The organism is Thalassospira sp. (genome assembly GCF_040218635.1).
GTDB lineage: Bacteria > Pseudomonadota > Alphaproteobacteria > Rhodospirillales > Thalassospiraceae > Thalassospira.
The window spans coordinates 76,598-91,959 of the sequence record NZ_JAVJRB010000011.1; the positions used below are offsets into that span (position 1 = coordinate 76,598).

The following is a 15,362-nucleotide window of genomic DNA, read 5'->3' on the forward strand; positions in this document are numbered from 1 at the left end:
ATGATCAGGCTTGATGAGCTGGATCTGAAAATCCTTAAAACCCTGCAACGTGAAGGGCGCATCACCAAGGTCAAACTGGCCGAGGCGGTAAACCTGTCGCCAAGCCCGTGCTGGGAACGGCTTAAACGTCTTGAAGACCTTGGCGTTATTTCGGGCTATCACGCCCATATCAATCTGGAAAAGCTGGTCAAACCGACCCTGGTCATGACCGAGGTAACGCTTCGCCATCATCAACATGATGACTTCCAGATTTTCGAAAAGGCCGTGCAGGACATCCCCGAAATCGTCGAATGCTATGCGCTCGGCGGCGGGGTGGATTATATGCTCAAGGTGCTCTGCCACGATGTTGATGCCTATCAGCGCCTGATAGACCGGCTTCTGGTGTCCGATATCGGGATTGATCGATACTTCACCTATATCGTGACCAAGAAAGTCAAAACCACCGCAATCACCCCGATTGAAAATCTGGTGGAGTCCCCGGAACGAAAATAACCCTTCAGGAATGTCTTTCCGCTTTCCTTTCCCCCGAATTTATGGCGAAGTTTCCGCTGCAACAGAACCTGAAATTCCATTCTGGTTCAGGCGCATCGGAGCCGCCATTTTCGGGGGATATATGGCATGGACAGGCGTTATCTGACGGTAATAACAAATACGGTTGGCGCGGGAATGCTTGCGCTGGCCCTTACCGCCTGTCAAACCACCGGCACCCCACAGACCGCCAGCCCCCCTGCCCAGAACAACCTGCCCGCTGCCGAAATTTCCGATCCGGGAATCCTTCAGTTCAAAATCAATCCGTCCGGTGTCGGGGCCTATTATGGTTGGCAGATGCAGATCACCAAGGCGGCGCGCAACAAGGGTTTCAAACCCTTTACCACCGAACAGCTTTCCGCCGGGCAGACCAAGGAATACACCCTCTGGCCCGACAGCTATACCGTGACGGTTTATCGTCTGGGGGATCTCAAATATAACGGTCAGATCGAAATCCGCCCCGGCGAAACCACGGTCGTCTATGCCGATTATGGTTTGCTGTCCGACAACATTGTCATCAGTCGTCAGATCGATCCGTTCCGCGCCCATCCGGAACTTGATACCACCGCCTGGCGCGTGCCGATATCCACCACCTATGAACCCGAAACACTTTTTGCCGAACGCGAATTTCGCGCCGAATATACCGGCCCGCAAAATAACGGCGAACGGGTTGGCGAAGGAACGGTTGATATTACCCGCAATGGCCTGCCGTTTGCCGAAATCCTCAACGCCGAAATCACCGATGAAAAAATCACCGGCGACATCACATATGCCGATGGCCGTGAAGTTGACGGCGACTATCAAAACACCAACCACCAACTGACACCGGGCAGCACCACCAAATGGCCGGACGGAACTGTCTTTACCGGCAGCTACACCTTGTTCGAACCGCAGGACGGCGAACTGAAGATGGCTGATGGCACGATCTGGCAAGGACCCGTGCGCGAACGCAAACCGTTCGGTCAGGGCCGTCTGACCCGCTGGGAAGGCGACTGGATGGACCTGCCCGATGGATCGGTCTTCCCCGGACAGAGCGGCGCATTTGTCTGTGGCGGGGAAACCGTCGCGGTCGGTGAATGCTATTATTACGGTGGCAAAAAACTCTCCGGGCCCGAAGAACTGGCCACCCTGATGGAACGTGACCGCCAGATCGCAGCCAAAACCGCCGCCGGGAAAGCCGCACAGGAATCCGCCACACAATCCCCCCGCCAGCCCGAAACCGCCCAAGCCGGGTGCCGCAATGCCAGCGGTACATTTAACGACAATACCGGCAATTCAACCCTGCGCCTTGACAGCCCCGGTCAAGGCAGTGGCAATTTCATCAGCTACACCTATGGCGGTGCGGCCAGATACCGGTTTGAAATCGGTTTTACCTTTACCACCGCCCCCGACAGCATTTCAGTCACCTACGGCAACGGCGTCTATAGCGACGCCGCAACCGGCAAGGTTCTACAACGCATGAGCGCCCCGTCAGGCACAGTATCCTGCCGCTACGACGGAACCGTTCTGGTGTTTGACGGGGTAGAATACCGCCGTTAGATCATGGTGCAACATGGCGAATATCCCATCCGGCAAGGGCCCGGATAAACGCCGCCACACCCCAAATACCGCCGCGAAAATTCATTCTGACAATTTACGTTTAAGGCGAAACCGCGACAAAATACCGGCCAAAAAGCCATAATCCCCGGGAAAGTGGCCGTAAATTCGCCCGCACAGCACCGTAACCTTCCAATCAAATGATATGGAGGTTATGCGTGCCTGGTCCTGATAAAGAAGATCAAACCGCCGCCGATAATGGCGGCGATCGCATTTTTATTTCTGCCTTTGTTGTCGGTATTGCCGCAATCAGCTTCGGTTTGGGCGCGTTTGTCGTTCTGGCCGAAGTGCCGCCATATCAACCGCTTAAAAATGCATGGCGTGCCGGGACCGCATTGTGGGAACAGCGCACAAAATACACCGATGTTGAACGACTTGATTTCTGGTCCGAGGCCAGAAGCACGCAAACCGGCGTCACCATTCACGATGAAAACCGTGCACAGCACGGCTTGACCCTTTATTCATCCGGCGATGGCCCGCATGCCGTGCTGATCGATATGGATGGCAACATTGTCCATGAATGGCGCATGGCCTTTAGCACCATCCATGATGAAACATCCCCGATCCCCAATCCGCAAAAAGACGATTTCATGCATTGGCATACGGCCAAGATGGCACCGGATGGCGATCTGATTGTGCAATATACCGCGGCTGGCGATACGCCATATGGCTATGGCATGGCCAAGATTGATCGGGGTTCGAACCCGGTCTGGAAATATCTCGGCACCGCCCATCACGATTTTTCCATCGCCGATGATGGCCGGATCTATGCATTAACGCAGGAATTCCGGTTCAACAGCTATGCCAATCGCAAACAACTGGCCCCGCCGCGTCTCGATGACTTTGCCGTTATCCTCTCGCCAGAGGGTGAGGAAATCAAAAAGGTCTCCATCCTCGATGCGCTGATCAATTCAAGCTATGCCAACATGGTCGATTTCGCGCCCTATTTCTCGAACGAAGACATTCTGCACACCAACACCATCCAGCTGATTGACGCCCAAACGGCCAAAAACTTCGCCTATGGCAAGGAAGGGGACGTTGTCCTGTCCTTCCGCGATCTTGGCATCATCGCCGTGCTTGATATGGATGCGGAAAAAATCGTCTGGGCGACCCGTGGGCCGTGGCTGGGGCAACATGACCCGGATGTTCTGCCCAATGGCGATATCTTGCTGTTTGATAATCAGGGGCAACTTGCCGATCCCGATGCCGGGCAATCGCGCGTGATTCAGATCGACCCGCAAACCAATGCGATCACCTGGCAATATAAAGGCACGGCCGATCAGAAGTTCGACAGCAATATCCGCGCCGATCAGCAACGCCTGCCCAACGGCAATACGCTGATGACGGAATCAAGTGGCGGTCGATTGCTTGAAGTCACACAGGACGGCGACATCGTCTGGGAATTCCACAACCCGATCCGGCGTGACGATCCCGAAAAACCCGACACCAAACTTATCCCCGTTGTATCGCAGGCCGAACGCATCACCGATGCGCGCCTTGATCTGTATCGCAACACCCCCGCCTCCAATACAGGAGAAGCAAAATGATATCCGAACAGAACGTACCTAAAACAATCGCCCCGTCGACAAAGCCCGATTTAAAACTGCTGACCATCGGAACGGCAACAATTGCCTGCGCCATGCTTCTGACCGCATTTCCGGCCCATGCCTATGTCGGTCCCGGTGCGGGGCTAAGCCTTTTATCCGCACTCTGGGCCGTTCTGGCCGCTGTCTTTGTTGCTGTTGGTTTCATTTTGATGTGGCCGCTTCGCAAAATGATGCGCAAACGCAAAGCCAACCGTGAAACGGCCAAGCACACGGCGACAAATGTTTCCGAACATCACAATTCATAAGCCAGCATCGCAATAACCGACCACAGGACGTGAGCACGATGGGAATTTTTGACTGGCCCGCCCCCGTATTTGCCACTCTGGACGGGCTTATGACAAATGCCATCGGCCCGTTTGGCCGCGTACTTGTATGGGCACTGCTCTGTGCGGTGATCTCGATGGTGTTGTATCGTCTCTTGTCACCACAGACGCGCATCAAACAGATCAAGTCCGAAGTCAAAACGGCGCAAAAAGCCATGGCCGATGATGATGGCGAAGATTTCGCCCATGGCATGCGACTGGCCCGCGCGCAGCTTGGAAAGGCGTTCAAACTGGTTGGCTTTGTCATCGGTCCGGCCGTTGCGGCATCTTTGCCCGCTCTTGCCCTGATTGTCTGGCTGGATGGGCAATATGGATATAGCTGTCCAGCCCCTGATCAAAACATTGCCATCACAATCGAACCGCAAGGGACCGCGTTTGAACAGGTCGGCATCAACCCGGATGCCGAAAATGGCACCTGCCCGATTGTGCAGATCCCCGGAAACCTCGATGGGCAAAGCCATGTCGTTGCTGCCGCTGCCGCCATTCCGGTCATGCATCACAAGGTCTGGTGGAACCATCTGATCGGGAATCCCGCCGGGTATCTTCCCGATGACACCCCGGTAACCCTGCTTCGTTTCGAGTTACCCGCACAGGAAATCATTTCTGTCGGGCCGGGTTGGGCACGTGGCTGGGAGCTGACATTCTTTGTCGCCCTTTTGTTGGGATCGCTTGCGATCAAGAAAGGATTTCGGATCGAATGACCCACTTTGCAAACAACATGGCCAATGCCCCCTCATCGCGTACGCCTACCAATGCCGAAGCATTCCACGTCTCGGGATGGGATCACTGGCTAAGCGGATGGATCGCGCGCAATCCGGCGCAATGGATACGTCTGGGCAATTTCGAAACAAGAATGGCTGCTGACAGCATCGAAAACGTGCAGGTCGAAAAACCGATCTTCGTTGCCGGTCTGGCGCGATCGGGCAGCACAATCTTGCTTGAAACACTCGCCCGGCATGAAGATGCCGCAACCCACCGCTACCGCGATTATCCGCCGGTGTTTACACCATGGTTCTGGAACCGCTTTGTTGATCTTGCCCCGGGTCGGCAGAATGTCGCGGTCGAACGCACCCATGCCGATGGCATCAACATCACCCCCGAAAGCCCCGAAGCCTTCGAAGAAATGATCTGGATGGCATTCTTCCGCCATCTGCACGATACCGGCGAAAGCAACGTTCTTGATGGCCAGATCAGCAACCCGGCATTCGAGAAATTCTATCGCGAACATATTCGCAAACTGATCCATGTGCGCGGCGGGCAACGATATGTGTCAAAGGCCAATTATCTTGTCACCCGGATGGAATATCTGTTGTCCATATTCCCTGATGCCCGCTTTGTCCTGCCGGTGCGCGATCCGGTTTGGCATATCGCATCCCTGATCAAACAACATGCGCTGTTTTGCTTGGGCGAACAGAACAATCCCCGTGCTGTGGCCCATATGCAGCGTGTCGGGCATTATGAATTCGGTCTGGACCGTCGTCCGATCAATACCGGTGATCTGCATGCGACCTTGGACATCATGAAGCTTTGGAAAAACGGCAATGAAATAGAAGGCTGGGCGCGATACTGGTCAAACCTGCATCACTATATCGCCGACCGGTTGATCGTGAACAAGGCGTTGGACAAAGCAACACTTGTGGTCCGCTATGAAGACCTTGTTGCCGATCCGGCGGGAAAACTGCGCACCCTGTTTGACCATGTCGATCTGGATGATGCACAGCCGATCATTGACCGCATTGCCCCGACCATTCATGCACCGGACTATTACCAACCAAAATTCAGCACCGAAGAAACGGCAATGATCCATGACATCACCGGCATTGCGGCGAAACGGTTCGGCTATGACGGCAAACCTGCCTAAAGGCATAAATCGACAAAAAAGGGGCAGGAATGTTTCCTGCCCCGTCAGTTTGCTTGCATCTCTCAGGAATGCTCCCTGACAGATCAGTGGGTATCTTCCTTACGACCTGTGGCAACATGCCAAAGATCCCATCCGGCAAGGGCAAGGGTCAATGCCGACATGATCCCCAAATCCCAACGCGGGACATACCCAACCAGAATGCCGACAAAACCGGCAAGAACCACAAACGCCGAAAGCGCCATAATGCGGTTTATAAGATTACTCGCCATCAGGTTTCTCCCTGTGTACTGAGATATGTTTTCAACCAGTTTGCTGTCCGCAGCAAACGGGCATCGTCACCGACTTTCCCGACAAGCTGTATGCCCATAGGCATACCGCTTTGCGACCAAAGCAACGGAATGGTAATGGCCGGTGTGCCACAAAACGTCCAAAGCCCGTTAAAGATCGGATTGCCCGTCGTATTCAAATCCGCCGGAGCCGGTCCGGGCGCCGCCGGTGTAATGATCGCGTCACAGCGCGAAAACACTTCCTTCAACCCGGCATTCAGGACCTTGCGCCAATCAAGTGCGGCAAGATAATCGCGTGCCTTCACATCGTTGCCCTTATCAATCGCTTCCAGAATTTCTGACGACAATTGATCCCGGCCACGCTTTTCATAGGCGTAGTAATCCTTGGCCATTTCGGCAAAATTGATCCGTGCGCGAAGGGCACTCGCATCATCAAATGCCTTGGGCAAAGGGGCCTCGAAACATTGATCACCAAGCATTTTGGTGATTTCTTCAAACGCCATGATGGTTTCTTCGTCCGCCACGTCTTCAAATTGCGGCGGACGGACAAAGGCAAACATCGGCGTTACCAATGGGTCGCTTTTGGCCGTATCAAGCAATCTTGGCGTCGGGCTTGGCGTGGTTGCAGGATCATGTGCATCATAGCCAAACAGGGTTTCAGCCACCATCGCCGCCCCGTTGATCGAATTGGCAAAGACACCAATCGTATCAAGGCTTGGACTTTGGCTTAGAACCCCGGTTCGGGCAATTGCGCCAAATGTCGGTTTAAACCCGACCACCCCGCAAAACGAAGCCGGACGGATAATCGACCCACCCGTTTGCGTGCCAACAGCCAACGGCACCATGGCTGCACCGACGGCAGCCGCCGATCCGGCCGATGATCCACCCGGCGTATGATCCGGGTTGTGGGGGTTTCGGGTTTTCGATGGATGCATAAAGGCAAGTTCGGTCGAAACCGTCTTGCCGATAATGATCGCCCCGGCCGCTTTAAGCCGCGACACCAGAACCGCATCCTCTTCCGGAACCCGGCCACTATCAAGCACCGTACCGTTTGAAGTCGGAATACGCGCCGTATCAATGACGTCCTTTAACCCGACGGGCAGGCCATGAAGCGGGCCGATTGGTGCCCCCGATTGCCGTCTGGCATCCAGTGCGCGGGCCTGGGCAATGGCATGATCGCTATCAAGCCACGCCCATGCCTGAACCTGCGGTTCGATCTCGGCGATCCGCGCAAGACAGGCCTCGACATATTCGACTGCGCGGACCGCCCCGCTGGCAAGGCGGTCCCGCAACTCGATGACATCAAGCGTCAGTAATGGGTTGATCTTACTCATCTAAAAACGTCCCTTACCGTGCGCCATAGAACAGATCCGGCAGATGGAACACGATCTGTGGGAACGTGTACATCAAGACCATGCTGACGATCACCATGAACAGGAACGGCATGATGCCCTTGAAGATATCGGTCAATAACAGCCCCGGAGGCGCCACCCCTTTCAGGTAATAGGCCGACATCGCCATCGGCGGCGTCAGGAACGAGGTCTGCAGGTTCAATGCAACCAGAATACCAAAGAACAGCGGATCAATATCAAACAGCGGCAGCAATGGCAGGAAGATCGGAACGAAGATGATAATGATCTCCGACCATTCCAGCGGCCACCCCAGAAGGAAAATGATCAGCTGGGCCAAAAGCAGGAACTGCAAGGGTGTTAGGTCAAGTCCACCAACAAACTCGGCAATCACATGCTCACCGCCAAGATAGGAGAACACAGACGAGAAGGTATAAGACCCGACAAACAACCAGCACACCATCGCCGATGTCCGCACCGTCAGATAAACCGACTCACGCAACCGGTCAAAGGTCAGCGCCCGATACGACAAGGCCAACAGCATCCCGCCAAGCGCACCGATCGATGCCGCTTCGGTCGGGGTGGCAAGACCAAACAGGATAGACCCCAGAACCGACAGGATCAGGAAGGCCAGCGGGAAGAACGACGTTGCCAGCATCCAGAGAACTTTGGGCAGGGGTACTTCGGGAATTTCATCACTGGTCGGCTTCGGTGCAGCTTTGGGCTGCAACATCGCACGGCCCACCACATACAAAAGATACAGACCAACCAGCGTCAGACCCGGCAGCAATGCGCCTGCATACAGACGCACAATCGAAACACCCGATGCGGCGGCATAGACAATCAACATGATCGATGGCGGGATCAGAATGCCAAGCGTACCACCGGCACAAATAATGCCCGCAGCAAAGCTTTTGTCATAACGGGCTTTGAGCATCGCCGGCAACGCCAGCATCCCCATCAGGGTCACAACCGCACCGACAATCCCGGTCGCAGTCGCAAACAACGCACAGGTGACAAGGGCGGCAACACCAAGCGAGCCGGGAATATTACGCGCAGCAATGTTCAGGGTTCCGAACAACCGGTTGACGATATTGGCGCGTTCAACAATGTAGCCCATAAACAGGAACAGCGGCACTGCTGTCAGCACCTCGTTGGACATCACCGTATATGTCTGATTGATAAACAGATCGAATATTCGACTGTTAAGCGCACCTTCAAACCACGTGGTCACGGATGTCAGAATATCGCTGTCTTCGGCCAGCCGGTCAAAGGCCCGCCACATACGGCCGGCATCGAAATAGGCGTAATAGCCAAATCCTATCCCCAGGGCCATGAGGGTAAAGGCAACCGGGAAACCCAGAAATACCAGTATAATAAAGATGCCCAGCATCAGTAGGGCGACATGTGCGTCAATCACTTTGGCAGCTCCGTTCGGGGGCGTGAATGGCGTGTGACACTGAAACCGTCATCGGATCAGTCTTCTTTGGCCACGCGCTGTTTCATCAGCAGTTCTTCGGTTTCTTCCACATCGTCATCCGCATTGCGCCAGTACCCTTCGCGGATACACAGAATGCAACGCATGACCTGGGCTATGCCCTGAATGAACAGAAGAATACCGGCTGCGACAATCACCGCCTTGAATTGAAAGATCGGAACGCCCGCCGGGCTGTTCACGCTTACTTCGCCATAACCCCACGACCGGACCGCGTATTTCCAGCCAGACAGGATCAGTGCCGTAACACCGGGGAAGAAGAAAAAGATATAAAGGACCAGATCAACCTTGGCCTGGGTTTGAGGCTTCCACAGGCGATAAAGGAAATCGCCGCGTACATGCCCGCCGCGTGACAGGGTATAGGCCCCACCCATCATGAACAGCGTGCCGTACATGATAAAGGACACATCAAGTGACCATGTGGTTGGCGCATTAAATAGGTATCGCGAAGCCACCTCATAGCTCATGCCAAGCGTCATAAGGAGAATCAGCCAGCCAAAGGTCTTGCCAAACCAGGCCGACAACCTGTCCGCGAATTCAATAAATCCAATCATGAAATCCTGTCCGTTCGCGTATTGATCGCTCCGCCTGCCGCATGACACGGCAGACGAAGCGATCAGGATCATCAAACCACTGAAAAACCGTGACGGTTGATCAGAGTTTCAATTTGCCCGGGAAGTAGTGGTTATATGCCAACTGATAATCAGGCGAGTTCATCAGTTCGTAATAAGTCACACGTTCTACCCATGCACGCTGGCTATCAAGAACCCGTTTCATGAACGGATCTTCTTCCAGGGTCGGGATCAGTTTGTCCCAGGCCTCAAGCTGTGCTGCCAGGATTTCTTTCGACGTGCGGTGAACTTCAACACCGGCGTCCTGAAGTTTCTGCAAGTCGGCAGAATAGTTATCCATGGCAAGTGCGGTGTTGGACGTCGAAGCCGCTTCAACCCCATGGCGCAAGATTGCCTGCAGATCCGGGTCCATGTCTTCCATCAGCGATTTACTGAACAGGAATTCAAAGCTCTCGGATGCCTGATGGTACGAAGAAAGATAGTAGTTCTTCGCAACGTCCTGTGCGCCGAAACGCATGTCAGACGACGGGTTGTTGAATTCAAACGCGTCAATCACACCACGTTCCATTGCCGGGACGATTTCCCCGCCTGGAAGCTGTGCAACAGACATGCCCATGGACTGCAACAGATCAGCAGCAAGACCCACGGTACGGTATTTGAAGCCCTGGATATCGGCGACGGTATTGATTTCGCCTTTGAACCAGCCAAACGGCTGTGCCGGCATCGGGAACCCGAGAAGACCAACGATATCAAGACCCATCACGTCCTGAACAAGTTCGCGATAGAACTCTTCACCACCACCGGCATAGAACCAGCTCAGCATGGTGGTTGCAGAACCACCAAAGACCGGGCCCGTACCAAACAGGGATGCTGCTTTGTTTTTGCCATACCAGTAAACCGGCACGGAATGGGCGATATCGATCACGCCATCATTGACGGCATCGAGAACCTGAAACGCGCCAACAACCGCACCAGCAGGCAGAAGGTCGATTTTAAGACGACCACCCGACATGGCTTCGACACGATCAACATATTGCTGAGCAAACGTCATCCAGATGTCGGATGACGGCCAGGAAGTCTGCATTTTCAGCACCATCGGTGCTGGCTGTGCATGGACGGCAGGTGCGGCAAACATTCCTGTTGCCACGGCACCACCGGCGACAACCCCGGTCGCACCTTTGGTAAGGAACGAACGGCGGGATAGTTCCTTGGACGTCACGTCTTTGTCTTTAGATTTCATATCCATTATTTCCTCCCAGATTTATCGCCATTTACCGACAACCATTGCCGGGGAATGAACGATAACTGTCAGCCTTCAAAAGCCCCTGACCTCGTTATTGAAGATCATTAAAGATGCGCTTTTCCCGTTTCGGGACCTGAAAAAAACGGCACGCATTTTGTTATTATTAGAACTTTGAATTAACTGAATTCCGGCGGTTTTTCCGCCTTGTTAGGCCACCCGGTCACCCGGTTCCCGACCGTTAAAATAGGCATCAAGATTATCGAGCGCGCGGAACCCCATGGCGTCGCGCGTTTCTTCGGTAGCCGACCCTATATGTGGCAACAGAAAAACGTTTTTCAACGCGCTAATCCGTTGATTTCCACCGGGTTCGGTACGAAACACATCCAAACCGGCGGCAAAAAGCTTTCCGCTTTCAAGGGCGGCGACCAGATCATCTTCATTCACCAGGTTGCCGCGTGCCGTATTCACAATGATCGCACGATCTGGCAGCAACGCAATGGTATCACGGTTAATGATGCCCGTCGTCTCTGGCGTGGACGGGCAATGCAATGACAACACATCCGAATTGGCAAAAAGCCCTTCGATCGTATCATGATACACAGCCCCCTTCACAAGATGGTCCGCGACCGGTTTGCGGTTGTGATAATGAACAGTCATTCCAAAACCGCGCGCGCGTTCGGCTGCAACCTGCCCGACACGCCCCATCCCGAGAACGCCGAAACGTTTGCCGGTGACCTGACGCCCGACCATAAAGGCCGGCGACCAGAAATCCCATTTCCCGGCACGCACCATGGCATCCCCCTCGGCCCCGCGCCGCGATGCGCCCAGCATACACAGCATCGCGATCTCGGCCGTGGCATCGGACAACACATCGGGCGTATTGGTCACAACAATCCCGGCATCCTTGGCCGCCGTCAGATCAACGTGATCGACACCCACAGAATGGTTGGCAATAATCTTCAGGCTTTTGGGCAATGCCGCGATGACATCTGCAGAAAAATGTTCGGAATGACACGGCAGGACGGCATCGACCTTCTGGCATTTTTCAATCAGTTCTTCGCGCGTGAAAACGCGGTCTTCGGCATTGGTCAGCACCTGATAGTCGCGTGCAGCGCGCGCCTGAACGGCATCACGCAAACGGCGCGTTATCAAAAGCTTTGGCTTATCGGGCATGCGGACGCTCCCGGTTTTTCCCTGAAAGGTAGGTTTATTTATTATGATGCAAGGAAACACCTATACGGAAAAACCATCAATAGGCGATCAACTATGTAGCAATTCTTTTTCACTTCGTGGAAAACCAAGGGCTTCATACCCAAGACAGAACCGAAATCAAAACACCATCAAGTTGATGATTCTAATCAATAAAGTCCGGTTATCACTTCAGAATCCTGAGTTAACTTGCTTTCGGTAAATTCCCCCATCCAAAAGTATACATTTCATTTCCAACCACCAGAGAATCGATATTCCGGTCGGCCGGTCAGTTTGGATTTCGCAATTGAATGCCAAATTTTCACCTGCAACCAAAAAGCGTATTGCCCCCTCAAATTCCCTTTTCAGATTTTCTGTTTTCTGATCAAATATTAGAAGAACAGGGTCTGCATCACGGGGAAGAGGATATGCAGGGTCAAAGCAAACTCACAAAATCAGCGCTTGCCACTGGAACTTTGCTCCTTGCCGCAAGCTATTTTCTCGCAGGATGCCAGACAACCGATTTGACCAGTATTGGCTCGGATTTTCTTTCCAGTATATCCGGCGCTTCAAACACCACCACATCTGCTCCCTCAGGTTTGCAGAAGGTCGAACAGACTTCCCAGACGAAACTTGCGAAGTCCGAACTCCCGTGGGGTGTGCTCTCGTTTCAGGTCGATCCCGACGGTCTCATGCCAGATTACTGGAATATGTATGTCATCGGATCGACCGACAATCCGAATTTCAAACCATATAGCGCCACGATGTTGGCACCCGGTCATCGCCATATCGCGCAACTTTGGCCCGGAACCTATCAAGTTCGCATCGAACATGATGGCGTTATTCTGTTTGACGGCCCTGTAAACGTTGATGCAGGTGAGTTGGTCTTGCTGAACGGAGAATACGGCTTGTTCAAAGACACAATCAAACAAACAAGCCAGACTCAGTTCTTTGATATACTTCCATACGCAAACAAGACCATTCACATTGATATGCTTTACGGACCTATCGTAATTCAACGCGGTGACGGCTGGCAGCTTGAGTATCGGGGAGAACAAGCGCGTGGTGAAATTCGCACCGATGGCCAAGGCATTGTTGGCATTCGCAAAAAAGGCGAAGAGATTGTCAAGATTACCAAGGCAGAAATCACTCCGACCGAAATTTCAGGCACCTTTATCTTGCCTGACGGCGGCGAAACACCCGGCACCATAAACCGAGAAACCATGGACTTTAAGCCGGACAACATAACACGATGGGCCAACGGCAAAACCTTTACCGGTGACTATGATACCGGCATTCCTAAATCGGGCAAGCTTACTCAACTAAGTGGATCCTTCTGGGAAGGCGAAGTCAAAGACGATAAACCGAACGGCAAAGGGCGCTATACAAATACGGATGGCAGTTGGGTCGAATATAGCGACTATGCGAGACGTGATACCTATGTCGGCCTACGCGATTGCGGTCCGTCTGCAGATGTGAAAACCACATGTGCCTATTACAAAGGAGAAAAGCTGGCCTCCGAAGCGGACCTTAATGACAAGATTGCTGCCGAGAACCGTTTGGCGGAGATCGAGCGCCAACGTCGTGAGGACAAACGCCTTGAAGAACTGGCCGCTGCCCAAGCCCTTGCCGAGGCACGCGAAGCTGCAGCAACCGAACAGGCCACACGCGAAGCCGCTGCCTCACAAAAGCGCGATGACTGCACCACCGCAACCGGAACCTTCACCGCCGACAGTGGCCTGACATCATACGACATGAATGGACCAGGTAGCGGCAGTGGTCATTTCCGGCAGCGCACCTACGGCAGCGAATATCAATTCGATATTGATTTCTATTTCAACACCTCGGCCCACAGCATCAGTTTCGATTATAGCGAAGGCGTCTACACCGATGCAGGAAGCGGTGCGGTATTGCAACGGACCGCAATTCCCAATGGCAGTGCAAATTGCAGCTTCAATGGGCGGGTTTTGACCATTGATGGTAAAGAGTTCGTCAAAAGATGACCGGATAAAAAAAGCCGCTGCCCGTTAAGGCAGCGGCAATGCGGCCGACAAGACGCCGGTCGGGAAGAATCCGTAATTTATGATCTACGAGCTTCTGCAATCCCCAGATTTACAGTGCCCGCACGTGATCACATCTTGACCCAAACAGCTCCGCCCTGACCAGACCGAACGACGGCCTCGACAAATTTCATGCCTTTAAGGCCCTCGACAACGCCGGGCACCAAAAGCGATCCTGTATCCGGTGCCGTTCCGTTGATATGCGCGTTCAACTGCTCGGCAAAATCGCTATAAAGGTTGGCAAACCCTTCAAGATAGCCTTCCGGGTGTCCCGGTGGTACGCGCACACCGCGCAGGCCTTCGGAACCGATACCGGCACCGCCGCGGGTCATCAGTTCCGGGCGACCATCAAGCGGGCGGAAATGCAAATGATTGGGATGTTCCTGCGCCCATTCAATCCCGCCTTTGTCACCATAGACCCTCAATCGCAGACCGTTTTCATGGCCAATAGCAACCTGACTGGCCCAAAGCATCCCGCGTGCGCCATTTTCATAGCGCAGAAGGATCTGCACATTGTCATCAAGCTTACGCCCCGGAACAATCGCATCAACATCCGCACACAGTTCGCTGATCTCAAGCCCTGTGACAAATTCCGCGATATTATGTGCATGGGTTCCGATATCGCCAAGTGCGCCGCCCATACCGGCCTTGGCCGGATCGGCACGCCAATTGGCCTGCTTGTTATCGGTGTCTTCAACGCGCGTTGCCATCCAGCCTTGCGGATACTCGACCTGCACCAGTCGAATGCTGCCAAGTTTGCCCTCGGCCACCATCTGACGGGCTTCGCGCACCATCGGATAGGCGGTGTAATTGTGCGTTAAGGCAAACAAAAGCCCGGTCTCTTTGACCTTGGCCTGAATTTTCTCGGCTTCTTCGACCGTCAGGCAAAGCGGCTTGTCACAAATCACGTGAATGCCTGCATTCAGCATTGCCATGGTGGCGGGGAAATGCAGATGGTTTGGCGTAACAATCGCACAGACATCCATACCGTCTTCACGGGCGGCTTCGGCCTGCGCCATGGTTTCAAAACTGTCATAGCTGCGATCCGGGGCAATGAACAATTCTGCCGCCGATGCAGCAGCAATATCGGGCTTTGAGGACAAAGCCCCCGCAACCAGCTCATAGCGATCATCAAGACGGGCCGCAATACGGTGAACGGCACCGATAAAGGCACCCTGCCCGCCACCGACCATACCAAGACGGATGCGACGACTAGGATTGGAAATCTTGCTCATGTCTGTCTCCAGAAGTCT

The 15,362-nt window shown here is 53.8% G+C and carries 14 protein-coding genes; 7 read left to right on the forward strand and 7 right to left on the reverse strand.

The window, feature by feature from the left end:
* From RIC05_RS11700 to RIC05_RS11725, 6 genes are all read left to right on the forward strand, one after another.
* The gene (locus RIC05_RS11700) at positions 1-492 is read left to right on the forward strand and encodes an Lrp/AsnC family transcriptional regulator (protein WP_350044164.1); all 492 of its coding nucleotides are present in this window, start codon (positions 1-3) and stop codon (positions 490-492) included.
* 126 nt (positions 493-618) lie between these two features.
* Complete coding sequence (locus tag RIC05_RS11705) at positions 619-2,067, forward strand: MORN repeat-containing protein (RefSeq protein ID WP_350048736.1); 1,449 nt, start codon at positions 619-621, stop codon at positions 2,065-2,067.
* Between the two features lie 215 nt (positions 2,068-2,282).
* Positions 2,283-3,671 carry an arylsulfotransferase family protein gene (locus RIC05_RS11710; protein ID WP_350048734.1) on the forward strand — a complete coding sequence of 463 codons (1,389 nt, stop codon included), beginning with the start codon at positions 2,283-2,285 and terminating at the stop codon, positions 3,669-3,671.
* A complete protein-coding gene (locus RIC05_RS11715; RefSeq protein ID WP_350048732.1) occupies positions 3,668-3,976 on the forward strand; it encodes a hypothetical protein in 309 nt (102 codons plus the stop codon). The genes RIC05_RS11710 and RIC05_RS11715 overlap by 4 nt, the downstream gene beginning before the upstream one ends.
* Positions 3,977-4,065: 89 nt before the next feature.
* The gene (locus RIC05_RS11720; protein WP_350048730.1) at positions 4,066-4,755 is read left to right on the forward strand and encodes a hypothetical protein; all 690 of its coding nucleotides are present in this window, start codon (positions 4,066-4,068) and stop codon (positions 4,753-4,755) included.
* Complete coding sequence (locus RIC05_RS11725) at positions 4,752-5,915, forward strand: sulfotransferase family protein (protein WP_350048728.1); 1,164 nt, start codon at positions 4,752-4,754, stop codon at positions 5,913-5,915. Before RIC05_RS11720 ends, RIC05_RS11725 begins: the two co-directional genes overlap by 4 nt.
* Before the next feature lie 83 nt (positions 5,916-5,998).
* Here RIC05_RS11725 and RIC05_RS11730 read toward each other — a convergent pair whose 3' ends face one another.
* From RIC05_RS11730 to RIC05_RS11755, 6 genes are all read right to left on the reverse strand, one after another.
* Entirely contained in the window at positions 5,999-6,184 is a 186-nt protein-coding gene (locus RIC05_RS11730; protein WP_350044158.1) for a hypothetical protein, read from the reverse strand.
* On the reverse strand, positions 6,184-7,536 hold the full coding sequence (locus tag RIC05_RS11735) for an amidase (protein ID WP_350048726.1): 1,353 nt from the start codon (positions 7,534-7,536) through the stop codon (positions 6,184-6,186). Before RIC05_RS11735 ends, RIC05_RS11730 begins: the two co-directional genes overlap by 1 nt.
* A 13-nt stretch (positions 7,537-7,549) precedes the next feature.
* Positions 7,550-8,971: a TRAP transporter large permease gene (locus tag RIC05_RS11740; protein ID WP_350044156.1), complete on the reverse strand. Its 1,422-nt coding sequence runs from the start codon at positions 8,969-8,971 to the stop codon at positions 7,550-7,552.
* A 56-nt stretch (positions 8,972-9,027) separates the two neighbouring features.
* Positions 9,028-9,600 (reverse strand): TRAP transporter small permease subunit, encoded by a 573-nt coding sequence (locus tag RIC05_RS11745; RefSeq protein ID WP_350044155.1) that lies wholly within the window; start codon positions 9,598-9,600, stop codon positions 9,028-9,030.
* Between the two features lie 100 nt (positions 9,601-9,700).
* Positions 9,701-10,864: a TRAP transporter substrate-binding protein gene (locus RIC05_RS11750; protein ID WP_350048724.1), complete on the reverse strand. Its 1,164-nt coding sequence runs from the start codon at positions 10,862-10,864 to the stop codon at positions 9,701-9,703.
* 204 nt (positions 10,865-11,068) lie between these two features.
* Entirely contained in the window at positions 11,069-12,034 is a 966-nt protein-coding gene (locus tag RIC05_RS11755) for a 2-hydroxyacid dehydrogenase (protein WP_350044153.1), read from the reverse strand.
* Between the two features lie 443 nt (positions 12,035-12,477).
* On the opposite strand from RIC05_RS11755, the gene RIC05_RS11760 reads away from it, so the two are divergent.
* Positions 12,478-14,052 (forward strand): MORN repeat-containing protein, encoded by a 1,575-nt coding sequence (locus RIC05_RS11760; protein WP_350048722.1) that lies wholly within the window; start codon positions 12,478-12,480, stop codon positions 14,050-14,052.
* A gap of 128 nt (positions 14,053-14,180) precedes the next feature.
* Here the strand turns inward: RIC05_RS11760 and RIC05_RS11765 are convergent, their stop codons facing one another.
* The gene (locus RIC05_RS11765) at positions 14,181-15,344 is read right to left on the reverse strand and encodes a Gfo/Idh/MocA family protein (protein WP_350048720.1); all 1,164 of its coding nucleotides are present in this window, start codon (positions 15,342-15,344) and stop codon (positions 14,181-14,183) included.
* Between the last annotated feature and the right edge of the window lie 18 nt (positions 15,345-15,362).